Consider the following 25,609-nt stretch of genomic DNA (forward strand, 5'->3'; position numbering starts at 1 on the left):
CTGTCCACCAGAGTGGTGAACAAGGCGTTTGGCAAAAGCCGTTTTCGCAAGAAATCAGGCTTCTTTGTTGAACGGAGCGTCTTCGATATGAATCGAATCGGTAGGGCATCCATCGCATGCGTCCTGCATATCTTCGAACATATCGTCCGGGATAGCTGTTATGCCGCGGTTGCTGTCACCATCGAAGATAACTTCAGCCAGACCTTCATCATCGTAATCATAAATGTCAGGTGCAGTAGCTCCACAAGCACCGCAAGCAATGCATGTATCCTTGTCAACCCAGGTATATTTACTCATCTGTATTCCTCCTATCCATGCTTTCCAGTAGTCTTTAATAGCGGACCCCGGTCTGTACATATAAACAAAATATAATATAAACCATCGAGAATTTCAAATGTATTACCAGCTGTTTTCCAATTACGAGCGTGTAATCCCTCTGAGACCGGAAACCCGTTATGTTAAATTTTACCCTTTAAGCTGCCGGACCAAACGATTCCTTTCTATAAAGAATCTTCTTCTCCGGTAAAACGCTGACCGTCCCGCTGCAGTGAAGTCCCCCTGATCTTATGATTGCGGATCAGCACGGAAGGATCGTTGCCAAGCATGCCTGCCGTCAGCAATGCACTCTCGCCGAATTTATCCCGCAGCTGGTCAATCACTTCATTCAGCTGTTCCTTTTGCGGCTGGCGCTCATAATCGAATAGATCGAGCTGGACAGCCGCTTCCTCACGGGGCAGCAGATTTTGCAGGGTCACACCGAGCAGTCGTACAGGTCCTTTGCCAGCCCAATGCTTGTCATACAGAGCGCAGGCTTCATGATAGACCTCCTCAGTCGTCTCTGTCGGTACCGCGAGCGCCCGGGAGCGGGTAATCGTCTTCATGTCCGGTGTACGGATCGTAATCTGCACCGTCCGAGACATCAGCTTCTGCCGCCTCATCCGCCGGCATACCTGATCGCTCAGATTCAGCATGACTCGTCTTATATCCTCCAGATCCTGTATGTCTGCCGGCAGAGTCGTCGTATGACCAATGGACTTGTTCGGCTCATGATCCGGTTCTACAGGAGAATCATCCACTCCATTCGCTGCCTGCCTGAGCCAACTTCCCTGAATGCCGAATCTGGCCTTCAGCCTCGCCTCATCAGCAGCAGCCAGTTGTCCGATAGTACGAATCCCCATTTCCCGCAGTTTCGCAGCAGTCTTACTGCCGATACCGAACAACTCTCCACATGGCTGCTCCCACAGCAAGCGGGGCACATCCCGAATACGGAGAACGGAAATACCATTTGGCTTTTTCATATCCGAAGCCATTTTGGCCAGCAGCTTATTCGGTGCAATCCCTACCGAACACGGAAGCCCCAATTCATCCTGGATACGCCGCTGCAGTTCGGCGGCAATCTCCAGTGGCGTCCCGAACTGGCTGGAGCCTGTAATATCCAGATAACATTCGTCAATGGAGGTTGCCTGCAGCAGCGGAGTATAACTGTAGGCAATATTCATAAAGGCAGAGGAATATTTGCGATACAGATGGAAATTCGGCTGGATCACTATAATATTCGGACACTTCTGTATCGCCTGGCCGACCAGCATCCCGGTTTTCACCCCACGCTTGCGGGCTTCGTAGGAAGCGGTGACGACGATGCCTTTACGCTGCTCTACACTGCCGGCTACCGCTGTCGGCTTGCCTTTGTACTTGTCCGGCTCTTCAGCGGCATGTACCGAACAGTAAAAGGCGTTCATATCCACATGCAGAATCACCCGCCCGCGTGCCGGATAATAGGCTTTATTCCCGTTCATCGCTTCCCCCTTCTCCGGACTGGCATCCTGCCTGGTGTAACGGTTGATCACATACGTACAAACGTTCTACTTTATTATAAAAAAAGAATGGCGATCTGACAATCAACTTTGACAGTTATGCACGTGATTACTGTTCATCCATGATAAATTGCTCGTAATATTCCAGACGATCAAGGGAGAATACGATCACCAGACGGTCCTGCGGTATCTTTTTCCCATGGAATCCACCCAGGCAGATACCCAGCTTGCGGAACAGCATATACCCGCTCTTGCCCTGCACTGGCTCGTCATACGCACTCAGCTTGGCAACCACTTCTTCATCACGAAACAGGTCGATACCTTCATGGAAAATTTCCGCTTCTTTCCGATAAATGCATTCGGTCAGTTTTTTGTGCGTATAGATCAGTTCCAGTGGTCCGTACGTCTGGCGGATCTGCTTCATGATCGTATCGTTCACAATATCATCCGGCAGACCGGCAATCTGCTTGATCTGGGCCGGTGTCATGCCAAAACGGTATTCATTTACACCCGCATACGGTTCAATAATCAGCTGCATCGTAATCCTCCTCATTCTGGTCAATTCATGTCCAGCTCTGCATTACACAATCTGCATACTCATACATACGATCATAGAGAACAGAATGCCCACCCGACTGGAGTATCCGCTCGGCGGTATGCAATTTGGTGGCAAATGCTTCCGTCAGGCTGCCTGCTGCATCCTTGTCCTCCTCAAGGCTGCGCAGCTGCTGCAGCTCTCCGATCAGGCCCGCTTCCTGACACAATCCGGCATCCTGCAGCGCAGTAATCAGCTGCTGGGACTGATGGCGAGCATCCAAGTTGTCCAGTGCTGTCAGCAAGCCATTCATGTGCAGCTCGGTATCATAGTCGATCAACAGCAGTATATTACGCACGGCAAGCGGCAGTCTGTCCCAGCTGCTGTGGATCTGTTCTGCATGCGGCTCCCTGTACATGATTCCGGCGATCTGCTCGATCCACTGCTCACCTGTCTGCACACCGGATTCCGGCAGCAGCGGCTCGTACCATTCCCTTTGCATCAATTGTTCATCATAAGCATACGGATATACCCTGGCTTCCACAATTCGCCGGTTCAACTCGGGACTGCGTCGGGCGGACGAAGTTCGTTCCTGCAGATCCACACGCTCCAGCTGATCCATGACTGTGCCGGCGACACGCGGATTTGGTCTCATCAGATAATCCTGCTGGCGCTCGCGAAAAGGATGTACCTCCAGCACCTTGCCAAGTAGACTGTTCAGCGACTCGCTGCCTGCATAGAGACCCGCTTCCGAATCGGTACATTCGAACTTGAGAAACATGATCGCCTTGTTGAGTGCCATAATTTCCGCATGGTTAATCTCAATCGTCCGGGGCGGCTCTCCTTGCTGGGGTTCCAGACGATATTTATTGAAGTATTGTTCCATCCTGCTATTCTCCTTTACCCTGTCATGAAGTAATCATCCAGCGCAGCAGATGGGCTTTTTTGCGATCCATTACCCGATTGCACGCTTCCAGCTTGTTCAGCAGGATCTGTGTCTGCTCCTCGGAAGGACGATTCCAAAATGATCGACCGGAAACATGTATCCAGTTATTCAGCTGGCGACCAATCTCGTGCTGAATCCAGCCTGCACGAGTCTGCATAAGAATATCGAGCAGCCCATCCAGCTGTGTCCATCCTCCAAAAGATGGCAGCAGACGCAGCATATTACGCTGCACATGGATACAGGTGGTTTCCGCAATGCCATGGACCAATTCGTCTTTTTCCAGCAAATACATATGGTTCTTCAAAGCCCGGGCCGCTTCCCTGGATACTCCCGGGTGGCTGTCCAGCAGTCCCTGTCGTATCAACTCTCCATATGTACGTGCATCCAGCTGTGCCAGACCGCGAATAACGGCCTTTCTGACAGGCCCTGCCGAATGATAAGCATACTCTGCGATAACCTGGGCGTCTTCTGCCTGACCTGTTTCTCCCAGTCCGTACAGAGCCGCTGGCAGCAGGCGCTCATCTCCTGACCAGATCGTATCCAGATAGAACTCTACATAGGATACCTTTTCCATTCGCGACAGATGTTTTCGTGTCACCTCGCGCACGATAGCATTGCGATCCAGCAGACTCGCTTTTAAAAAAGGCACTGCTTCTCCCGGAAAACGGTAAGCCAGCATTTCAATCCCTTCACGCCGTACCGCCGGGAACGAATCCTGCGTCATAAGTACAAGCAGCCTGTGCAGCTCTGAACCGGATAGCACATTGTCCGTCTGCCGGGCCGCCCATACCCGTATGGAAGTATCCTGATCATACAGACTTTTTTCCAATATTTCTTCCGGTACTGCTGCTCTTGATTCCAGAGCCATCTGCAGACAGAAGCGCCGAATATCCCGATCCGTCGATGTCATTCCCTGCTCCAGCTCCGGCAGGCATTCCGGCTCGCGCAGCAGATCGTATATCGATTGTATCAATGCTTCATAGCGGTCTCTGCTGCAATGTTCCAGACGTTTTACCAGTGTGAGATTGCGAATAAATATACCTGCATTATGTGTATGAATACGCTGCTTTAATGCTTTATACGTATGAAAACGAATTGGGGATACCCAGTCATTCAGCCGGATTAACAAAAATGGAATCTCCGAACCGTCATGAAATTCGGTAATCCGCTTCAACGCCGCTTCCCGTACATAGCCGTTCCAGTGAAAGCTGGCCATAATAATTTTGACCGGATGTACAGAAGCCGGCCACTTTTTAATATTTTCCGTTGTTAAATGAACCCATTGACTGGCGTTTTCCGTGAAGCCATAAGGAAGGTATTCGCGCATTTTTTCACTGAGCCACACCAGATCCGCTGGCGGACAATGCTGCAGCAGTTCACTGATCGTATTCTCGGCAGCCATCTGCAGTTCCATATCCGGTGATTCCAGAAAAGGGGTCAGATACGGAATCGCTGCAATCTCTCCGGAACGCCGGATCAGTCCGATCCACTTGCTGTTCTGCTGTTTGTACAGCTTGTTGATGCATACCTGCACCTGCTGGGATAATTCTCTTCTCGGTCTGGACATCATGCCGACCTCCTCACTTCGGGTGTATCTATTTACATCTTAACCTTTACTCAAAAGGATCATATCGTGATACAGCAATCGCTGTCTGTATAGCATAAGCATTGGCACCCTGGTATAACATGTCCCAGGATGCGCGCATGCTTCATCTATTTCATTAGATTCTATTTATTTATGAGATCCTATTCATTCATGCTTTATGGAAGCCCAATTACCCATTACTCTTTATCAATAACGACAATCAGCTGCTGTCGATGACTCACTTCTGCATATACCATAGAAATCTAATGGCTCCACTCGAACTTATTTCTGAACTAATTCCGCTTCAATACCACCGCAGAAAAAGCTGCCGGATAATCCCTGTGCCGCTTCGATATCCACGACCATATCGGTACCGTCATAGCGGAAATCAACTTCTGCAATCACATTAAGACGCGCATCCGGTGGAGAGAACTCGATATCAAAAGCTTCCAGAAAAGTCAGCTTCACCTCACGGTCGGATAATGGTTCTGCCAGCTGAATCGTCAATTCTACCTTGTCCTTGCCGATATCATAGCCGGTAATAATTCCTTTTTCAAAATCCGGGAAATGTCCCAGCTCGGCAATGATTTCCTTGCTCCCACGAATGGATACGGTCGGCGAAAAGGCCAGTTGAATCACCGTCTTGTCTCCCCATGTCAATTCTTCTTCGCTAATGTACAACGTGATCTGCTCCGCATCCAGCTGACGCACGCTGCCCACTACATAATCGCCTGCCTGCAGCATGACGATATCATGCAGATCAAACGGCAGCGGCTTCTCCAGCTGATACCGGATCGTATACTCCTTGCCATTCTGTTCTACCTTCTCTATTCCCACTTGCATCATTTGTTCCTCCATTCCCTTGGATCGCTATGTACAGGCTGTATATTTGGCAAATTTATCGTATACCTGACATTTATCCAATGCTATAATAACGAATTATACTAAAAAATAAGGCATCTCTGACACCCGCAATAAAATGTTTTTGAATCTTGGTCCAATACAAGGGGGATTCCACATCATGTCCACATCCATATCGATTTTCGATACGACGCTTCGTGACGGTACGCAGGGCGAAGGCATCAGCCTGTCTGCCGACGACAAGCTGAAAATCGCCAAAAAACTTGATGAACTCGGTGTACATTATATCGAAGGCGGTATTCCGGGCAGCAACGGTAAGGATATTGAATTTTTCAAGCGTGTACAGACATTAGGGCTGAATGCCAGAATTACCGCATTTGGCAGTACACGCCGTAAAGGAAGTTCAGCACATGACGATGCCAACCTGCAGCGCATGGTGGAATCCGGTGCACAGGCGGCGACACTGGTCGGCAAATCCTGGGACTTTCATGTCCACACTGCACTTCAGACGACACTGGAGGAGAATCTGGCGATGATCGCCGACTCCATTTCCTATCTCAAACAGCAGCAGATGGAACTGATATTTGATGCCGAACATTTTTTTGACGGATATAAAAACAATCCCGAATATGCGGTATCCGTACTAAAGGCTGCCCATGCAGCAGGTGCAGACTGGCTGACCCTCTGCGATACGAATGGAGGCACGCTTCCCCATGAAGTGTATGAAATCGTCTCCAGACTAACCGCTGAACTGAATGGCGCCTCACTTGGCATTCATACCCACAACGACTGTGAATTGGCAGTTGCCAATACTCTCAGTGCGGTACAGGCCGGAGCGCGTCAGGTGCAGGGTACGATGAACGGCTATGGCGAACGCTGCGGCAATGCCAATCTGTGTTCCATCATTCCCAATCTGCAGCTCAAGATGGATTATTCCTGCATTACCGGCGAGCAGATTGCCCAGTTGACCAATACGGCACGCTACATCAGCGAGATCGCCAATGTGCACATGCCGGTGAACCAGCCGTATGTCGGTAACGCTGCCTTTGCCCATAAAGGCGGCATCCACGTCTCCGCCATTTTGCGTGACTCACGCACCTACGAACATATTGAACCCGAGCAGGTCGGGAACAAGCAGCGCATTCTCGTCTCTGAACTGGCCGGCCAGAGCAATATTCTCTCCAAAGCCAAAGAGATGAATCTCGAACTTAATCCCGAGAATGAAGAGACCCGCCAGATCATCGGCAAAATCAAGGATCTGGAGCATCAGGGATATCAGTTTGAAGGAGCGGATGCTTCTCTCGAACTGCTGCTGCGTGAAGCCAATGGGGAGTTCAAGGAACTGTTCGTTTTTGAATCGTTCAAAATGCTGGTTGAGAAAAACGCCGGTTCAGCTGTTGTCTCCGAAGCTTTTGTCAAAGTACGGATCGGCGGGGAAAGCATCTATACCGCTGCCGAAGGTAATGGTCCGGTCAATGCACTCGATAATGCACTGCGTAAAGCACTAGTCGAATATTACCCGAGTCTGCGCGAAATGCATCTGTCTGACTACAAAGTTCGTGTACTGGATGAAGCCGATGCGACTGCCTCCAAAGTCCGAGTACTGATCGAATCCCAGAATTTGCAAAGTACCTGGAGTACCGTCGGCGTCTCTGCCAACGTGATCGAAGCCAGCTGGGAAGCACTCGTCGACAGTATCCGTTATGCATTGCTTGGACAGCAGCTGCCGGAGCAGAGTGACCATCAAGAATCCGCTGCCCACGGAATCGTGAATCACTAATGCAGTGAGTCGCTGATAAACCTGTTTTGTCAGCAGCGCACTGTAGCGCTTCATAGTGCTATAGTATGCTTACCTTCTGAAGTATTACTTTTCCAAGTGAGCAAAAGGGACCTTCCGTCCACCTCCTTTAATGACTACTATAAGATAACGGACAGTCATTTCCAGTCCGCTTTTGTAGGTAAAGGCAAGGCGACGGCAGGGTCCTTTTTTTCTGTGAATTGGCAATTACTATTATTAGTACCGTAGAGTCCGAAGCCCGTCAAGCACAGAGCACAATCAATGGATATAGCGAGCGCTGTGACAATGGAAACCTATGCTCTACCGGGCTGATAGCTTCACTTCCTACTTAACCAAATAAAAAAGAGACCCTCTGTTATCCAGAGAGTCCAAGTAAAGAGAGGGTACTACACATGACAGACCTTTTGAGCAGGGAAGAAAATAAGATCATCCACCTCGCTTCCACTGCCCTAAGACAGATCGAAGCGCATATGGTATCCTCACCTGCTGCGGAAGTCTGCGGGGTATTGCTCGGTAAAAAAGCAGCGGGCGGCATGCATATTCACTCCTACCGGAGGCTGCGCAACGTCGCACCGGACCCGCTGCACCATTTTTCTTTTACACCGGAAGAATGGATTCCGTATTGCTGGGATAGTGAACTGATCGGCATCTTCCACTCTCACCCGTTCACCTTACCGATGCCCTCGGTAACGGACAGAGAACAACTGCCAGCATTCGCATCCTTGATCTCCGTCTATATGATCGGTTCCCCAGTGCCATTGTCCGGCATTGATTATGAGCCTCTTCAAACTACAGAAAGGATAACAGAGAAGATATCGCTTGCTCCATCGCAGACTTTTTCCACCTCGCATGCCCACTTGATCAATCAGTTAGCCGCGAATGGAATTCATTCTCTGTGTGATATAAGCTCACTTACAAGCCTATATATCGGTGCTTACAATGTAGAAAAGCATGTCAGCTCACTGCCCAACAGCACAGACATCCAGCAGCCTGATTTGTATGTGCTGGAACCCGCTGTTCTGCATATTGATTAATATCCGGTCAGACCTGTATATCCTATCCACCAGTCAGAAATTACATAGATAAGCGTACAGATCTTCCAGTGTCTCCACCTGCTTGTGACGCATTAGACGAAGATATTCCTTCCACAGAGAAGCGGTCATTTTCGCATCTTCCAGCGCATGATGGCGCATCGTTATCGGGATATTCGCATCCTCCAGCACTTCATCTAATCCGTAACTACCAAGTGAAGGCTTGAGCCATTTGGCAATCATCATTGTATCCAGTATGCGGTGGGTCAATTGAATCTTGGATGTTCTCCATAATGCTGCATTGAGGAAAGCTTTGTCATGTCCCGTACCATGCGCGATCAGCACTGATCTGCCGGCAAAAGCCATAAAATCATGCAGACCGTCGATCAACGCTGGCGCCTGATCCGTCATTTCCTGGGTAATACCGGTCAGAACCGTAATATTGTCAGGTACTGTTATTTTGGGATTTACAAGGGTATAAAATTCATCTACCGGCTCATCTCCAATCATCTTCACTGCACCAAAAGATAAAATTTCATCCCCATGCTGCGCATGGAACCCCGTCGTCTCCAGATCGAAAACGACGGTCTCCAGCCGACTGAGCGGCAGATGCAGCACTTCGGTACGACGCTGCTCACGTGACAGAGAACGTATAAAAGCCATCTGCTGGGCAGAAGGTGCACCAAAGACCGAAGCAATTGCAGATGGCACACCGCCGCTGCGCAGACTCCGCCAAAAGCCACTTCCGGTTTTCGCAGGTTCTTTCATAAGCCTCTCCTCTCCAGAAAGCGTAATTGTCGCTGAAGTACACGATGAGCTTTCTTGACTGTTCCCAGACCGTCTCGTAATTCATGAAAAAATGGTCGCTGCCGCCAATCCTTTTGCAGCATGAATCCACTGCTCATATACAGTCCATTCAGCTCGCGGAGCGGTGTGGAATTACGCATACGAAGCGCCGTCAGAAAAGCTTCCTGCATCATCTCCAGCAGAGCCAGTGATGCCGCCTCCAGCTGAATGAGCCGTTCCAGCCTTTTCAGTGTCGACGATTCATAAATGCCATGCTGGATCGACAGACAACGGGATGCATTGACCAGCGGAATGTAGATCCCGTATTTGACATCAAAGTCACCCGCATGCTCCCCAAACCGCTCGGGTACAATCTGTCCCAGCACATTCAGTGTTGCCTTGTGCCGAACCGTATTGCGCAGTACAGCGGCAGGCAGTGACGGCGTCTCCCGGATGCCCTCATAAAAGTATTCTTTCCAGCTCCTCGCCAGCTGCTTGTCCCCATACATATGGCGCATATCGGAAGCGATAATCCAGTTGCGGACCGGTTCCCAGCTCAGGTCTGACCGCCAAAGGTCCAACTGCGCACGCCAGTCGCTCATTGTCCTGCGCCACATCGGTTCCGAGCACATCACTTTGCCCCGGCATTTCTCATAACCGACCTGCTCCAGAATACCCGCGAGCCGGCTGCCGAATTCCGTGAAATACCGCTCCTTGTCTTCATGTTCATCATCGCTAATAATAAGTCCGTTATCCTGATCGCTCCAAAGCGTCTGCTCGCCTCTCCCTGCACTGCCAAAAACAATAAAAGAATAAGCAACAGGAGGCGGGCCGTAGCCCGCCTCAAGTAATTGCTGTTCACAAATGACAACTGCCTGCTGCATCACATAATCATGCATCTCGTTTACTGTCTTGACCCAGCTGCGAATATCAGCCTGTGGGAGAGACTGGTAAAGTGTGCGCTGCACCATAATGCGCTTATTCCTTAACGTTTCCGCCGAATCACTGTCCATCAGATCCGGCAGGGAAAGATCGAGAAATGACTCCTTCATCGGCTTCATCTCCCAGCACTTGTATTCTATGATGTTCTATTCCTTCTGCATGGAGTTCTTCTATAATAAAGCGACCGTATCAGTTACTCGCCTTTTTGCGGTCTACTTCACCCAGAGCCTTCATTTGCTCGGGATAGCCATAAGAACCGTGCTCACTGATATCCAGACCCATCATTTCCTCTTCTTCAGTAACACGAATGCCGCCTGCAGCTTTCATAATGCCCAGAATGATTAAAGACAGGACCAGTACAAATGCGAGTGTACCGACCATACCAAGCAGCTGAACGCCCAGCTGGTGGAATCCGCCGCCGTAGAACAGACCTGGTGAACCGACGCCTGTCTGCTCTACCAGCTCAGGTGTGGCGAACAGACCTGTGGAGATCGCTCCCCACATACCGGCGATACCGTGTACAGAAAATGCGTAGATGGGATCATCAATACCCGCTTTTTCAAACCATTGCGCCGTAAAGAATGTCACCACACCAGCGACCAGACCAATTACGACCGAAGCCCATACATCGACAAATGCACAGGAACCGGTGATCGCTACCAGTGCCGCCAGCACACCATTCAGCATGCTTGGAATATCTCCCTTGCCGAGTACTACCCAGGAGATCAACAGTGCAGCGACACCTCCTGCTGCTGCTGCCAGGTTGGTCGTCAGTGCTACATAAGTGAAGAATCCGCCGTTTGGAGACAATGCGCTGCCCGGATTGAAGCCCATCCAGCCAAACCAGAGGATAAATACACCGACAACCGACAGTACCTGGTTGTGACCTGGAATGATGTTAGGTTTGCCGTCTTTGTTATATTTGCCAAGACGCGGTTTCAACAGGATTGTCGCTGCCAGACCTGCTGTTGCACCGGTTAAATGAACCACTGTCGAGCCTGCATAATCCTGCATACCCATCGCAGCGAGCCAGCCGCCGCCCCATACCCAGTGAGCGATAATTGGATAAATAACAATAGTAAACAAAAATCCGAATACGATATAGACACTCAGCTTGGCGCGTTCAGCGAATCCGCCGAAAGCGATCGAGAGCGATACTGTCGCAAAAGCCAAATGGAACAAAAACATCATGGAGATGGGAATATCCAGTCCGGATAATGCGCCGTACAGACTCTTCATATCTTCGCCGTTCAGGAAAAATCCCTGATAGCCGAAAAATCCGTTGCCGTCTCCGAAGCCCAGACCAAATCCGAAAGCCCAGAATCCGATCAAAGCAATACCGAGAGTCAGAATCGTCTTGCCGGCTACATGCCCGGCATTCTTCATCCGTACCGACCCTGCTTCCAGCAGTGCAAAACCAGCCTGCATGAACAGTACCAGAGTAAAAGCCACGAATACAAAAAATGTGTCCAAATTCATGGATACTTGCTCTGCCGTAACTTCCTCCGCTGCAAAAGCGCTAAACGGAAATGCAAGAAGGGCTGATGCCGCTAACCCCATAACGGCCCATTTTTTTCTCATTTAACCCACTCCCTTATGTAATGTTACTTCACATATCGTGAAATTCTTAATGTCATTATAATCAGATTAAAACATCAATGACAAGAGTTAATTTGCAAAATTATGAAAATAGTTTTGTAAAGCTTCCATCATTATTTACCTCCTTGCGTATCTCTATAGAAAAAATATCCACTTTATTACAATTAGCAGGATAGAAAAAAGACTATTTTCTTTATTTCACCTTTTATTTATTTGAGTTTCAGCTATTTTTAAGCCATTTCTGTTATCTTATATATAAGTTATTTAATATACTTTTATATCATTAGTTTTATATGGCGTTAGAGACGAGCAATATGCTGTTTCCTGCCTGCAGTTACAGGGTATTTTTCACTAAGTATTACGTTTGACTGTATGGTTTAAATTCCTGTAATATAGGCATTAGGATTCAGCAGTGTTGAATCCTCGTTTACATGACCACAAACGGGGGTGGATACGTTGGGAATATGAAATTGTACCGTATTGGAGAACTGGCAAAGATCGCCGGCCTGAGTGAACGGACCGTAGATTATTATACAAAGCTTGGTTTAATCGAACCGGAAAGCCGTTCATTAAAAAACTATAGACTCTATGGTTTTGAAACTTTATCACGATTGGAACGTATTACAAAGTTAAAGAAGGACAAGTACACGCTTGAGGAAATCAAGGAAAAACTGAACGCCTGGGACCGGGTGACAGATGAAGAACAGGTTACCCAGCGCCTCACTGAACTTGAACTGCATATGCTGCAGCTCCAGCGTGAGGTGCGTGAACTGGAACCACTGCTTCAACAAATGAAGCCCAATCAGGCCAAACGTGCTTTCGTTAACTTGATTCCTCAGAGTGCTGCTTGCATTGAAGCTTTGAAATTCTTGCTAGGTCAGAGTTCAGGCTTGATGTAATCCGTTCTACATTAATATGGAGGAATGATACATGGCTGCATTATTTTTGGTATTAACACTTGTTGCTTTCGGCTTAACCATCTGGGCACAGTTCAGAGTTAAGGGAACATTCAATAAATATGCTGAAGTTCCCAATATGAATGGAATGACAGGCTACGATGCTGCCCGGCATATGCTGGACAGCAACGGTCTGTACGATATTCCGATTGAACCTGTACAGGGTACGCTCACAGATCATTATGATCCGGTACACCGTGTTGTACGTTTGTCCGAGCCGGTCTACTATGGTAACAGCATCTCTGCTGTTGCGGTTGCGTGTCACGAGATTGGTCACGCGATTCAGCATAAGGAACATTATCCGATGTTGGCCCTTCGTCACCGGATGTTCCCGGTCGTTAACTTTGCTTCCGGCATTGCACCATTCATGCTGATGGCAGGACTGATTTTCAGCTCCATGAACCTGCTTGGATTGGGAATTATCTTCTTCTCCGCTGCTGTAGCTTTCCAGCTGGTTACACTGCCAGTTGAGTTTAACGCCAGCAACCGGGCACGTGATGTGATGGTAAGCGAAGGTTATGTAAACCATGAAGAAGAACGCAGTGTAGGTAAAGTATTGAATGCCGCCGCACTGACTTATGTCGCTGCTGCCCTGCTGTCCGTACTGGAACTGGCGCGTTACCTGTTCCTGTTCTTCGGTAATCGGGATTAACCTATTATACAGACCTTTCGTAATACTTGTATCTTGATTGTTAAGCAGACTGTCTGATGACTGTTCCTGAATCGGAATAGGTTATCTGCTGATAGCAATATGAAAAGCCTTCCTGATCTAGTTCAGGAAGGCTTTTTTGTATGCCTGGGATATGCTTGGATTATACCTAGGTATTGTGACTTGCTTGGCGTGTCTATTGTTTGCTGGCGAATTGTCTGGTGAGTGGAGTATTGAGGCGTTTTGGCTTCATTCACTTTAGATAAGAATAAGGGAATGTCCTGCGGTTAAGCCTGGAGATCTAATATTGAATAAGGTAAAAAAGATCTACAGGCTTAAAGGTCGTCCATCTCCCTTATTTCTTTTCTTTCATTCCGTATTTATGCATCCTGTTTTTCTGTTGCAGATTATAATTTACAGTTAACCCGGATGGTCTTCAATACCCATTTTATAAATTATGATGTTTATCATGAGACTCTGGCTCTGTCTGGCGGCTGAAAATCTTGTCCCATCTTCTTCGCAGGCCGGTTAAGCGGAGCAGAAGACCATAGATGAAGAAGCCAGCGATCAGGCCGCCAAGATGTGCCCATATTCCAATACCCGGCATAATGAATGTATATATTAGGCCCAGACCAAGAATGGTATAGATCGTTTGGCGGGAAACCCGGTCGATCATGTTACGCTGAAATATGGCGATATATAGAAATGCTCCATAGATGCCATAGATCGCTCCGGAAGCTCCGGCTGCCAGATGATTATCCACCGACTGACGATACAGTTCGAGACTGATCACATTCCCGATAATACCGCTGGCAAAGTACAATATCCCATACCGCCAGGTACCCAGCAGACGTTCCAAAGGAGGTGCGAATACGATAAGGGCAAAGCTGTTAAACAGTAAATGATCAAAACCGATATGCACAAACATCGCGGTTAATGTTCTCCACCATTGATCGTATGCTTCAATATTGGTTAATGCACCGTATTCCACCAGGGTCACCGTATTTCGTGATCCCCCGTTGATCGTCATCAAGATGAATACGACTACATTGGCGATAATGATCAGTGTGGTGAGCGGATAGAACCGCAGAAAGCTTTTCCAGTTTTCATACCGTACGAATAACATAGGTTCTCCTTTATGCCGATTGGCAGGCTATTATTTTGATTTCTACTATATACTCAATTATAATGAATTTTGACTGTGATTGCGAAAAAGGACGGCATTTTATGCACGTCTACATTTAAATTAGGAGGTATACCATTATGACACAGGAACGTACAGGTATTGCTACTTTCAAAGGTAACCCGATTACACTGATTGGTCCCGAACTAAAAGTGGGCGATTCCGCTCCATCCTTTACCCTCAGCAAAAATCTGCTGGAGCAGGCAAGTTTATCGGATTTTGCCGGTAAAATCAAATTGATCAGCGTGGTGCCTTCCCTGGATACCGGTGTATGTGATGCACAGACACGCCGCTTTAATGAAGCAGCTTCCGAGCTGGGTGAAGACGTTGTCGTGATTACGGTCAGTGCAGATCTTCCTTTTGCACAGGCCCGCTGGTGTGGTGCTGCGGGGGTAGATCGTGTAGTCACACTGTCGGACTATCGTGACAACTCATTTGGCAAAGCATATGGCGTACTGATCAAGGAATTCGTGATTGATATGCGTGCGATTTTTGTAGTCGATCAGCAGGATGTCATTCAGTATGTAGAGTATCTGCCGGAAATGAGCGAGCATCCGAATTACGACCAGGCGATCAACGCTGTTAAAAAGCTGCTGGGTTGATTTAACTGCACAACATCACCATATAGCACCCTTGGCTGCTGAGGCAAAATACCTTTATTATATTGTGGTATGCTGCGTTCGTTGCAGCAGCATATTTCTGTACAGCATGCATTGCCATCTCTAAATTATATCAATTCATCATTATAACAACAAAGAGCAGCTTCTCTGGGGAGAGGCTGCTCTTTGTTGTTATAATAATATCCATCACATCTGATCTGACAATATTTATCGGGCTGTCAGTATTCTATGCTCTGGTTTACCCATTTGAATGGCAGTTCCAGATGCAATCAGCCAGGCACCATTTACAAGTGTAATGTACACGTTTCAAAATGCTACAATACAACCAGAGCCTATGTATCCGCATTCAACCTGCTTTGATACATGTACATGTTACGGCAGTCTATGTGTATACTATTCTCTCACCCGGTACTGTGACAGCTTTTTCTCCAGTGAATTGAATAGTGTCAATATATTACGATAGTTGGCTCCCAGATCACCCAGTGATCCACGAGATGCGGAATGAATATCGATTGCTGTACGTACCGGGCTGACTGCAATGATGGACACGGTAATATCCATAACCCGTCCCAATTTCGACCGGCGTTCCAGCGTGATCTCACCTACGCTTGCTACTTCATACAGCACTTTGTAACCGGGAATTTTCTTGAGCGTTGAAGAGACTTCTTCCCATGCACGTTCGCGGGATAAATTATAATATCTTGTTTTCATTTGAGGATCTTTGGCACGGTCACCAGTGCCTTCCTGACTACGTATAATACCCACTAACGTTCTCTTTAATGACAAGACTTTTCCTCCTTTACATATACAGGCCTATCTTCATCTAAGTGTATCATTAGTACGGACATAAGAAAACTAATATTATGTAAGCGTAAACGAAAAACGCTCTGATTGATAGATTCCAATGAATCTTCATTCAGAGCGTTTTCTACAAAAATCTGTCGACATCACGTCGGCACCTGCCTCTTGCTAAAAAAAGTTTAAATAAGTCCCGCATATGCCGTCCGATAACATTGTCTTCGAACCTGCTAAGCAGGTGGGTGATCGCACAATTGTATTTGAAGTCCCCACATCCAATGGATAGGGCCGGTCAGCAACAATTAAATATGAATCTCCCGAGACATCATCATTGGTTCAAAACAACGAGAAATCGAGGCGTGCATTGCAGGATGTAAACTTATTATAAACTTCGTGCCCACGTTTGTAAAGTTGATTTCTATATTCTTCCTTTTTTTGTTTGCTCATCGGTGACTTCTGCTTCATCCACAAGTTTCTTCTTTACATCCTCATCCATGGACTGCTGAGATACCGAATCGATATCGATTCGTTGTGCCTGTACCGACGGAGCCTCATCTCCAATAGCCAGCTGTTCATCAGCCTGCAGTTCTTTTTCCTTCTCTGCTGCAGCCTGCTTTTCGGACTGCTCCTGCATTTTCAGGAATACGCCATAGAAGTTAAAGAAGGCAAACCAGGCGATCGCTGAAGCGAGAAAGAAAATGAACAATACCGGATATTTGGTACCGATAAATAACAGAGCCACTGTACCAAGCAGTGTGGAGAATAACCGGAATGGACGGACAATTGACAGCAGAATTGCATTTTTAATAATATCTTTCAGCCCCATATGATAATGGGCAATCATGGAAAAGAAGTTGAACAGGGATACAAACAACACCAGCAGGAAAATCAGCATGATGATGCCGAGCAGCTGCAGGTTCGGGAACTGATTCATGTATACGGTATAATCCACATACATAATAACGAACAGCATTGTATAGAAAATACCACCAATCATGCTCTGTCTGTAGTTGTCTTTATAACCCCGGAAGTATGTCTTGAATACCGAGACATCGCCATCACCCATCACCCATTTACGCACGACCGTGAATAAGGCCGCCGTAGCCGGAAATAATGTAAACGGTGTCACTATTCCCAAAAGCCAATTGGTCTGAAGGATATCATTCTGACTTGCACCTATCTGCATAAACTGTAATCTAAAAAACAAAAAGAACAAAAATGGTGAAGAACAAATTACCCATAACAGGTTGCTCCCTGCCAGACGCATTACCCATTCTGATAACCTGTATAGACCGCCCATTACCCCTCTAAATTCCACGTCATCTTCCCCCTCTTATGCGTACCGGCATAATAAAGCCGCTATCTCTAGTCGTAACTATATTAAATATAACCCAAGACTCCATAAAAATACCAGTATAGATATCACCGAATGATGCTTGACCGCTTGCTGTCATGCATACGCTGTAATCTTATGTACACCCATATCCTATATAAAAAGGAGCCCACTGTAAAAGCCGGCTCCTCTCTATATGGATCATTTATTATTGACTATTACTTATTATTCAAAAGAATCAGGGCGTTTGGTTGTGGAAGGACGACGTCCTTCACTGCCGCTGCCATTGTTGCTGCGTGGTTTGCGGTCACGAGAGTAATCACGTCCGCCTTCACGGCTGCTGCCGCCAGCGCTGTCACGGCTTCCGCCTTTATAGCCACCGCCGCCGCTGCCGTATCCACCACGACTGCCACCGCTGCTGCTGTTGTTACCTTTGTAACCACCGCCGCTACGGTTGTAGCTGCCGGATGGTTTGCGTCCGCCAGAGCGAACATCTGGTTTACGACGTTTTGCACGGATTGGATCTTCCGGTGTCAGGTCAACCTGTGCATCTTTTTTATCTCCTGTCAGGAGCTTGATTGCAGCTGCCAGCAGGTTAACGGAATCATAGCTTTCCAGCAATTGGATTGCGATGCCTTTGTACTCGTTCAAAGGAGCGGTATCGTCCTGAACAAGCTCCAGCAGACGCTCAGCTGTGATGCGTTGTTTACCCTCAATCGCTTCTGCCAGAGAAGGCAGTGGTTTGCGGGTGATTTTGTGGCGTGTAATACGCTCGATAAAGTGAAGGTGATCCAGCTCACGTGGAGTAACGAAGGAATAAGCTGCGCCTTCTTTACCTGCACGTCCTGTACGGCCGATACGGTGAACATAGCTCTCCGGATCTTGAGGAAGGTCAAAGTTCACAACGTGAGTAACGCCGGATACATCCAGACCACGTGCTGCTACGTCTGTAGCAACCAGTACATCGATGCTGCCGTCACGGAATTTGCGCATAACGTTATCGCGCTGATTTTGGGAAAGGTCACCATGCAGACCGTCTGCAGAATATCCGCGTTTTTGCAGAGCTTCAGACAGTTCGTCTACGCGACGTTTCGTACGTCCGAATACGATAGCCAGTTCAGGAGATTCCATGTCCAGCAAGCGGGACAGGGCATCAAATTTCTGGCGCTCGTTCACTTCGATGTACGATTGGTCGATCAGTGGTGCACTTACCTGTTTTGGAATCACGGATACGTGTTCCGGGTTTTTCAGGAACTGGCTTGCCAGACGCTGAATGTTGGATGGCATTGTAGCAGAGAACAGCATCGTTTGACGCTCTTCCGGTACCAGCTTCAGAATGGATTGGATATCTTCCATGAAGCCCATATCCAGCATTTCATCTGCTTCATCCAGTACAACGTGCTGTACATCTTCCAGTTTGATCGTTTTGCGGTTGATATGATCAAGCAAACGACCCGGTGTACCGATAATGATTTGTGGTTTCTTTTTCAGAGCACGAATCTGACGGCCAATTTCCTGTCCGCCGTAGATAGGCAGGGAACGAATGCCTTTGAAGCGTGCCAGTTTTTCGATTTCTTCCGCTACCTGGATAGCCAGCTCACGTGTTGGAGCCATAACCAGTGCAACGATTTTTTCTTCCGAACGTTCGATCTTGTTAATAATAGGAATACTGAATGCTGCTGTTTTACCCGTACCTGTCTGCGCCTGTCCGATCAAGTCACTACCGTTCATCGCAAGTGGAATGGCTTTAGCCTGGATTGGAGTTGCTTCCTCAAATCCCAGTTCCATTACCGCTTTTAATACCTTTTCGTCTAACCCAAAGTCTACAAATTTAGTCAAAATATTCAAACTCCTTCTATGATGGTGGACAATCCACTAACTTGTTTGTATTCTTAAGTAGCAATTGAGTAGCATATATTTGCTTATCAGGAGGTCTCACAGACCACCATATCCCGTTATCTGGTGTCGATATTGAATAATCCGTTCACTGCCAGAACATCTGGAGTAATGGTTTTTGTAATAAAGAGTTATTCAATACTCTCTATGATGAAATAAACCCGTCTTGCATTTATAAAATATTCTGAACTTCATTCAGCAAAACATCCCTACTCAAGAATATCTAAATCATTATACCACAAAATACAGGGTTATGCCTACCTGAAACATAATATAATTACTTTTGTGAAAGAAACTTCCCATAAATGGTTACGCACACTTTCCATAACTAACTAACACTAGGAGTGAACTTCATGTCGAAAAAAATAATGCCGCTGCTGGTTGTCATCCTTGGCTCCGTTTTTACAGCTGCTGCGTTCAACCTGTTCCTGATTCCTCACCAACTATTAAGCGGAGGGGTGTCAGGTCTTGCTATGTTAACGGGTTATTTCACACCATTTAACATCAGTATGCTTTATTTTGTCTATAATATCCCGCTGCTGGTGGCCGGATGGTTCCTGCTCGGAAAAAGATATATTTTTCTCAGTATTGTGTCTGTAGCCGCAACAACGTGGTTAATGACTATTATCCCTGTACGGCCTGCCGCTACGGATCTGCTGATTTCATCGGTATTTGGCGGTGTGCTCATCGGTATAGGGGTAGGCATTTCCTTCCGGGTCGGCGGTTCTTCCGGCGGATTCGATATTTTGGGTTCCATTATTACCCGATATCGTGATTTCCCGGTGGGCAATGTCATCGTTGGCTTGAACGGTCTCGTTATTCTGGCGATGGGGTATCTGTCCAATGACTGGAATATTGCGCTTGCTTCTATGGTGTCCATCTATATTGGGGGCAAGGTGCTCGATCTGATCTATGTTCATCATATCAAGATTACCCTGTTTATTGTATCCAACCATACCGAGCTGCTGTTGGAGAAGCTGATGCCGCTGCAGCGCGGCGTAACCATGATCAAAGCGGAGGGTGCCTTCTCGCATACGCCCAAGGATATGCTGATGACAGTCACGACCCGCTATGAGCTGGCTGAGGTGCGCCGTATCATTAAAGAAACCGATCCGAACGCATTTGTAAATATGGTCGAGACCGTAGGCATTATGGGTTCATTCCGGAAAAGTTAACATTTTCGGAAGAGTTGCGTTTTGCTATTCACTGAAAGTCGCTTTTTGTCGTTATATATAGTAAAATCAGTAGACGCCGCCGCATCATACCTGATTTGAAGTTTGTGTCCTGTCCCTGTTCTTGATGCACAACCATGCTTTTCCTAAGTTCCCGTTCGAATAGTTCGTACATTTTCAAACGAAACGATTCCAGGATAGGAAAGGATGATTATTGTGGAAGTAGAAACAGTCAAATTGTCACAAATTGTCTTGAAGTGTTTTCCAGATATGATGCCTTCCCTGAAACAGCAGGAACTTAATTCACTTATTGTTCTGCGTGATGGGCTGCGTATTCTGGAACCCAATGATGCCATGGAGATTATTCAATACAGTATATGCGAAAACCAGGATCAACAATTTTTACAATAAATTACCATTTTCAATGAATGTTCAGCATGGAGCTGAATGAAAAACCCGGCCAGATCAAGCTTGCTGCCGATCGGCCGATAAGTCACAAACCGCTTTTGCCTTTCCCGCTTCAGGCGCCGGGCAAAAGCGGTTTTTCTGTTTTCGCAAAACTCATATGAATTCTCTCCTGTTTCCTGTTTAACTATCCGGATGCTGGTTTAAATACGTAGAATGAAATACTTTAAGCAGAATGCATCAGAATATGATCAAGCGGATTGCTTTTTCGACTGATATGTTATCCTTCAGTCATTTCCAGACTTGGCTTTAACATGGTGTTTTGATGCGTTATACTTAAGGTGTTTTCTAATACTGTCACGATTATACATAAGAGATGAGGGTTAAATTACATGAATATTTTCTGGGCGTTTATGCTGGCCGCTTCTTCCGCTATTGGCGGTGACCAGGCTGCTCAAACACAGGGTACCACTTCACACGCATCGCTGGAATCGATTATGAACCGGGTGGCCATTCAAGGCCAGATGAACAACACACAGGTGGATGCTGACAATCCTCCTGCCAAAATTGATCCGCAAACCAACGCTCCAAAGGTAAAAGGTGTCTATGTAACAGCTTATAGTGCCGGTGGCTCCCGTATGACGACTCTGCTCGATCTGCTGGACAAGACCGAGCTGAATGCAATGGTTATTGACCTCAAGGATGATGCCGGATACATAACGTACAAAACCGAAAATCCTGAATTGAAAAAGATGGGCAGTCCGCAAAAGTTTATCGGTGATATTGATAAATTAATGACCCGTCTCAAAAAACATGAGGTCTATCCGATCGCACGTATTGTTGTCTTCAAAGATTCCATACTTGCCAAAAAGCATCCGGAACTGTCCTTTGTCAAAAGTAACGGACAGGTATGGAGCAACGGCAAGGGCGACAATTTTGTGAACCCTTATAAAAAAGAAGTATGGGATTACAATATCGAGCTGGCCAAAGAAGCGGCTGCCAAAGGATTTAAGGAAATCCAGTTTGACTATGTGCGCTTCCCAGAGGGTTTTGAAAATCACGAAAGTGAACTGAAGTTCGAGAAGAACGACAAGTCTCGTGTCGATGTGGTCGCCGAATTCGTGCAGTATGCACGCAAGGAGCTTGCTCCACTGGGTGTACGGGTATCGGTGGATATCTTCGGTTATGCGGCTTCCGTACCGGCTGCCGAAGGCATCGGACAGGATTTCGCCAAAATCTCGGAAAATGTGGATGTTATCAGCCCGATGGTCTATCCGAGTCATTACACGACCGGCTGGTATGGTGTAAAAGATCCGGATAAAAATCCGTATGTAACGATCAAAGGCTCCATGAAGGATACGCTTAAAAAGCTGGACCCTCTCGGCGAGCAAAAGCCGATTATCCGTCCATGGATTCAGGATTTCACTGCCAGCTGGCTCGGTGGCGGTCATTACATCCAATATGGTAAAAAAGAGGTTGATGACCAGATTCGCGCCATGAAAGATATGGGTGTCGACGAGTATCTGCTGTGGAATGCGACCAACCGTTACACTTCCAACGCCAATTTCTAAACCTACCGAATCATATGTCTTCCCCCATATGCATTGTCTTGTCTACAGGGCATGCTGCATACGGGGGATTTCTTATGTGCTTCTCCTAATTCCAATGAACGAGGTTTGTGAATATGATACCTACTGCCACAGTGCCGCAAAAGTACGGCCAATTTCTCAAAATTTTGTTTCCTGTGCTGGTCACGCAGATTGCATTGTCGTTGATGTCCTTTTTTGATACCAATATGTCCGGTCATGCGAGTGCTCAGGATCTGGCGGGTGTGGCGATCGGCTCCAGTCTCTGGGTACCGATCCAGGCAGGACTGAGCGGTATTCTGGTCGCAGTCACTCCAATCGTCTCTCAACTGGTTGGTTCGGATCAGCGGGCAAAAATCAGCTTTAATGTGTATCAGGCATTGCTGTTATCGGTGCTGGTATCTCTGGTTATTCTGATCACTGGTGCTCTGGCGGTAAAGCCCCTCCTGAATGCGATGAGTCTGGAATCCCGCGTGCATGAAGTGGCGCTTCATTTCCTGATTGCGCTGTCTGCCGGTATTGTACCTCTGTTTGGCTATACGGTGCTGCGCAGCTATATTGATGCGCTCGGTCAAACGCGCTTCTCTATGATGATCACTCTCTGCTCACTGCCAATTAATATCGGTCTGAATTATTTGCTGATTTTCGGTAAATTCGGATTTCCCCGGCTGGGCGGGGTTGGTGCAGGTGTTGCTTCGGCCATCACCTACTGGTGTGTGTTCCTGATCGCTGTACTGGTAGTGGCACTGGCCATTCCGTTCCGGGATGACCGCATATTCATCCGTTATCATCGTCCCTCCGGCCAAAAATGGCTGGAGATTCTGCGGCTGGGGGTTCCGATGGGGTTTGCGATCTTTTTCGAGACAGCGATCTTCGCCGGTGTCACCCTGCTCATGAGCCGTTATGACACGATGACGATCGCAGCCCATCAGGCCGCCCAGAATTTTGCTTCGACTCTGTATATGCTTCCGCTGAGTATATGTACAGCACTGACCATTCTGGTGGGTTATGAAGTTGGAGCCGGACGGTTGAAGGATGCACGTCAGTACAGTCTGCTCGGCATTGGTACAGCCGTCATGCTATCGGCATGCACAGCAGTGATTTTACTCACTTTCCGTTATCAGGTATCGGCACTGTATTCATCCGATCCGGTGCTGATCGAGCTTATTGCCCATTTTATGATCTATGCCAGCTTCTATCAGCTGTCCGATGCGATTGCTACACCTGTACAGGGTGCCCTTAGGGGATATAAGGATGTGAATCCTGCCTTTTTCCTTACTTTCCTGTCGTACTGGGTGATCGGTCTGCCGGTAGGTTACTGGCTCGCCAATTATACAGATATGGCTGCCTATGGCTACTGGGTCGGACTGAGTATCGGTCTCGCGGTCGGTGCGGTGACTTTACTATCCCGGTTGTTATGGGTACAACGTCAGTTTCGCCGCCAGGCTGCTCATTAAAAAAGAAGCCGTTCTCCCTTGGGAAGAACGGCTTCTTTTTGCAGTATGATCATGCAATACGGCTATATGATAGTCGCTTGCAAAAACAGGAAATACACAAATCATGATGAATATTTAATCATTAATATGAATATTTATTCCATAATAATAGATTGTTACAAATCGAACAAATCCATCTGCTCTGCTTCTGGCGTATGTTCATGCGGAATTTCGGGTACCTGCTGCCCCAGCATCTGCCTCAGCTGTCTGGCGTTGTCCGCAGCATCTCCACCGGAATTGTTATTAAAAATAATGCATACTTCTTCGGACTGCTGCTCCAGACGCTGCAGCCGTGCTGCCCATTCTGCCAGTTCATCTTCATTATAGCGATACAGATAGCGGACCTCACGCCAGTTCGGTTGTCCGGCCGAATTCCAGCCGGATGTGTTACGACCATGCATACGTACTACCGTCAGGCGCTGGTCTGTCACTTCCTCGACAATCGGTACAGAACCTGTACCCGCCTGCGGTTCATCACATATACTGTGAATCCATTGCTCCTGACGCATAAAATGAAGTGTCTTGTCGCGCATCTCCGGGGTAAACCAGCTCTGATGGCGAAATTCGAGCGCACACGGATAATCTCCCATAAGTTCGCGGATACGCCGCAAGATCCCTACATTTTCCCGAGTACAGTCAAACCAGGGCGGAAACTGAAACAATGCCGCCATCAGTTTGCCCGCCTCGGCCATTGTACCGATCGATAAACAAAAGGCTTTAAACATCTCCTCTTCCGAATCAAATGGAATCTTGCCCCGAGTATGGCCGGTCATGCCTTGATACGCTTTAACCAGAAACCGGAAGGAAGCGGGTGTCTCTGCGGTCCACTTTTCCATGTTACGCCGGGATTGAATAGCATAAAAGGAGCTATCTACCTCTACCGCCGGAAACAGGCTGCTGTATGTGGGCAGCTTGTGCTTGGAAGCCTCTCTCGTCAAATAAAGGGAATCATGGTCTCCCCAGCCTGTCAAACCGACTGTAATCATGAAAACAATTCCTCCTGCAGGTTATACTTTGCTCTGATTCCGGGCCAGACCCGATACGTAAAGCCGTACTATATTAACAGCAAGCTCTTCGGATGTAATATGACCGGGCAACAGCTGGGTAAATACAATACGTTCAATCGTACCTACGAGACACTCGGAGACCAGATTCATCGGGATGTCACTGGCAAAATTGGAATTCTGCTGTTCATGGCGCAGCATTTTCTCAATGCCCTGCACCAGTTCCAGCTTAATCTCATTTGCATCCGGCGACAGGTAGAACCCGATACGGGTCAGATCAGGATGACTGTAGAAATACTCAAACATCGATTGCAGGGTATGACACAATTGATCGAGTGCGCTGTGCTTGACTCCATTCTGTTCGGGAAGCTGACTGTCGTTGATAACAGCCTGCAGCCGGGAACGGAACATCTCCACCAGTTCCTCAAATACGGCATCCTTGCTCTCAAAATACAGGTAAAACGCAGGCTGAGATAACTTAGCCTCTGCTACAATTGAGCTGACCTTTGTCGTGTAAAATCCATGAGTTGCAAATTGTTTGGCCGCTGCATGTAAAAGACGTAAACGGCTCTCCTTTCCTTTCGCTCCTTTTTCTCTCGCCAATGTGTGGTATC

The 25,609-nt window shown here is 47.4% G+C and carries 24 protein-coding genes and 1 other RNA gene; 9 read left to right on the plus strand and 16 right to left on the minus strand.

Going from position 1 to position 25,609, the window contains the following annotated elements; translation table 11 throughout:
- Positions 1–54: 54 nt before the first annotated feature.
- From M1D61_RS14535 to M1D61_RS14560, 6 genes are all read right to left on the minus strand, one after another.
- Positions 55–297 carry a ferredoxin gene (locus M1D61_RS14535; RefSeq protein ID WP_046215239.1) on the minus strand — a complete coding sequence of 81 codons (243 nt, stop codon included), beginning with the start codon at positions 295–297 and terminating at the stop codon, positions 55–57.
- A gap of 203 nt (positions 298–500) precedes the next feature.
- The gene (locus M1D61_RS14540) at positions 501–1,796 is read right to left on the minus strand and encodes a DNA polymerase IV (RefSeq protein ID WP_046215238.1); all 1,296 of its coding nucleotides are present in this window, start codon (positions 1,794–1,796) and stop codon (positions 501–503) included.
- A gap of 127 nt (positions 1,797–1,923) precedes the next feature.
- Positions 1,924–2,352, minus strand: coding sequence for a hypothetical protein (locus M1D61_RS14545; protein ID WP_458119343.1), 429 nt, complete (start codon positions 2,350–2,352; stop codon positions 1,924–1,926).
- A gap of 25 nt (positions 2,353–2,377) precedes the next feature.
- Positions 2,378–3,235, minus strand: a complete 858-nt coding sequence (locus tag M1D61_RS14550) for a hypothetical protein (RefSeq protein ID WP_458119345.1) — start codon at positions 3,233–3,235, stop codon at positions 2,378–2,380.
- Between the two features lie 22 nt (positions 3,236–3,257).
- The gene (locus M1D61_RS14555; protein WP_458119346.1) at positions 3,258–4,865 is read right to left on the minus strand and encodes a HEAT repeat domain-containing protein; all 1,608 of its coding nucleotides are present in this window, start codon (positions 4,863–4,865) and stop codon (positions 3,258–3,260) included.
- Between the two features lie 297 nt (positions 4,866–5,162).
- Positions 5,163–5,726 (minus strand): hypothetical protein, encoded by a 564-nt coding sequence (locus tag M1D61_RS14560; protein WP_458119348.1) that lies wholly within the window; start codon positions 5,724–5,726, stop codon positions 5,163–5,165.
- Between the two features lie 175 nt (positions 5,727–5,901).
- Between M1D61_RS14560 and cimA the strand changes: the two genes are divergently transcribed.
- Together cimA and M1D61_RS14570 are read left to right on the plus strand one after the other, a co-directional pair.
- On the plus strand, positions 5,902–7,521 hold the full coding sequence (cimA, locus tag M1D61_RS14565) for a citramalate synthase (RefSeq protein ID WP_458119349.1): 1,620 nt from the start codon (positions 5,902–5,904) through the stop codon (positions 7,519–7,521).
- 410 nt (positions 7,522–7,931) lie between these two features.
- Positions 7,932–8,573: a M67 family metallopeptidase gene (locus M1D61_RS14570; RefSeq protein ID WP_458119350.1), complete on the plus strand. Its 642-nt coding sequence runs from the start codon at positions 7,932–7,934 to the stop codon at positions 8,571–8,573.
- 33 nt (positions 8,574–8,606) lie between these two features.
- Here M1D61_RS14570 and M1D61_RS14575 read toward each other — a convergent pair whose 3' ends face one another.
- From M1D61_RS14575 to M1D61_RS14585, 3 genes are all read right to left on the minus strand, one after another.
- A complete protein-coding gene (locus M1D61_RS14575) occupies positions 8,607–9,338 on the minus strand; it encodes an exonuclease domain-containing protein (protein ID WP_458119351.1) in 732 nt (243 codons plus the stop codon).
- Positions 9,335–10,408: a DUF294 nucleotidyltransferase-like domain-containing protein gene (locus M1D61_RS14580; protein ID WP_458119353.1), complete on the minus strand. Its 1,074-nt coding sequence runs from the start codon at positions 10,406–10,408 to the stop codon at positions 9,335–9,337. The genes M1D61_RS14575 and M1D61_RS14580 overlap by 4 nt, the downstream gene beginning before the upstream one ends.
- A gap of 79 nt (positions 10,409–10,487) precedes the next feature.
- Complete coding sequence (locus tag M1D61_RS14585; RefSeq protein WP_458119355.1) at positions 10,488–11,879, minus strand: ammonium transporter; 1,392 nt, start codon at positions 11,877–11,879, stop codon at positions 10,488–10,490.
- Positions 11,880–12,361: 482 nt separating this feature from the next.
- On the opposite strand from M1D61_RS14585, the gene M1D61_RS14590 reads away from it, so the two are divergent.
- Both M1D61_RS14590 and M1D61_RS14595 read left to right on the plus strand, forming a co-directional pair.
- The gene (locus tag M1D61_RS14590) at positions 12,362–12,796 is read left to right on the plus strand and encodes a MerR family transcriptional regulator (protein WP_458119356.1); all 435 of its coding nucleotides are present in this window, start codon (positions 12,362–12,364) and stop codon (positions 12,794–12,796) included.
- 31 nt (positions 12,797–12,827) lie between these two features.
- On the plus strand, positions 12,828–13,505 hold the full coding sequence (locus M1D61_RS14595) for a zinc metallopeptidase (RefSeq protein ID WP_458119357.1): 678 nt from the start codon (positions 12,828–12,830) through the stop codon (positions 13,503–13,505).
- A 445-nt stretch (positions 13,506–13,950) separates the two neighbouring features.
- Here M1D61_RS14595 and M1D61_RS14600 read toward each other — a convergent pair whose 3' ends face one another.
- Positions 13,951–14,628 carry a rhomboid family intramembrane serine protease gene (locus tag M1D61_RS14600; RefSeq protein WP_458119359.1) on the minus strand — a complete coding sequence of 226 codons (678 nt, stop codon included), beginning with the start codon at positions 14,626–14,628 and terminating at the stop codon, positions 13,951–13,953.
- A gap of 137 nt (positions 14,629–14,765) precedes the next feature.
- On the opposite strand from M1D61_RS14600, the gene tpx reads away from it, so the two are divergent.
- Positions 14,766–15,287: a thiol peroxidase gene (tpx, locus tag M1D61_RS14605; protein ID WP_046215657.1), complete on the plus strand. Its 522-nt coding sequence runs from the start codon at positions 14,766–14,768 to the stop codon at positions 15,285–15,287.
- Between the two features lie 411 nt (positions 15,288–15,698).
- Here the strand turns inward: tpx and M1D61_RS14610 are convergent, their stop codons facing one another.
- The 4 genes from M1D61_RS14610 to M1D61_RS14625 form a co-directional block, all read right to left on the minus strand.
- A complete protein-coding gene (locus tag M1D61_RS14610; RefSeq protein ID WP_458119360.1) occupies positions 15,699–16,091 on the minus strand; it encodes a DUF1499 domain-containing protein in 393 nt (130 codons plus the stop codon).
- Between the two features lie 198 nt (positions 16,092–16,289).
- Positions 16,290–16,479, minus strand: a non-coding RNA gene (gene ssrS / locus M1D61_RS14615) — 6S RNA.
- A gap of 42 nt (positions 16,480–16,521) precedes the next feature.
- Positions 16,522–17,421: a YesL family protein gene (locus M1D61_RS14620; protein WP_458119361.1), complete on the minus strand. Its 900-nt coding sequence runs from the start codon at positions 17,419–17,421 to the stop codon at positions 16,522–16,524.
- A 240-nt stretch (positions 17,422–17,661) separates the two neighbouring features.
- Positions 17,662–19,275 (minus strand): DEAD/DEAH box helicase, encoded by a 1,614-nt coding sequence (locus tag M1D61_RS14625; protein ID WP_458119362.1) that lies wholly within the window; start codon positions 19,273–19,275, stop codon positions 17,662–17,664.
- 410 nt (positions 19,276–19,685) lie between these two features.
- Between M1D61_RS14625 and M1D61_RS14630 the strand changes: the two genes are divergently transcribed.
- From M1D61_RS14630 to M1D61_RS14645, 4 genes are all read left to right on the plus strand, one after another.
- The gene (locus tag M1D61_RS14630) at positions 19,686–20,507 is read left to right on the plus strand and encodes a YitT family protein (protein WP_458119363.1); all 822 of its coding nucleotides are present in this window, start codon (positions 19,686–19,688) and stop codon (positions 20,505–20,507) included.
- A gap of 204 nt (positions 20,508–20,711) precedes the next feature.
- A complete protein-coding gene (locus M1D61_RS14635; protein ID WP_458119364.1) occupies positions 20,712–20,915 on the plus strand; it encodes a hypothetical protein in 204 nt (67 codons plus the stop codon).
- Between the two features lie 386 nt (positions 20,916–21,301).
- Entirely contained in the window at positions 21,302–22,480 is a 1,179-nt protein-coding gene (locus tag M1D61_RS14640) for a putative glycoside hydrolase (RefSeq protein WP_458119365.1), read from the plus strand.
- A 113-nt stretch (positions 22,481–22,593) separates the two neighbouring features.
- Entirely contained in the window at positions 22,594–23,952 is a 1,359-nt protein-coding gene (locus M1D61_RS14645; RefSeq protein WP_458119366.1) for an MATE family efflux transporter, read from the plus strand.
- A 155-nt stretch (positions 23,953–24,107) separates the two neighbouring features.
- Here the strand turns inward: M1D61_RS14645 and M1D61_RS14650 are convergent, their stop codons facing one another.
- Together M1D61_RS14650 and M1D61_RS14655 are read right to left on the minus strand one after the other, a co-directional pair.
- Positions 24,108–24,977 carry a DUF72 domain-containing protein gene (locus tag M1D61_RS14650; protein ID WP_458119367.1) on the minus strand — a complete coding sequence of 290 codons (870 nt, stop codon included), beginning with the start codon at positions 24,975–24,977 and terminating at the stop codon, positions 24,108–24,110.
- A 21-nt stretch (positions 24,978–24,998) separates the two neighbouring features.
- A complete protein-coding gene (locus tag M1D61_RS14655; RefSeq protein ID WP_458119368.1) occupies positions 24,999–25,598 on the minus strand; it encodes a TetR/AcrR family transcriptional regulator in 600 nt (199 codons plus the stop codon).
- Positions 25,599–25,609 lie beyond the last annotated feature (11 nt).

The sequence above is a fragment of the Paenibacillus sp. Z6-24 genome (genome assembly GCF_054161335.1).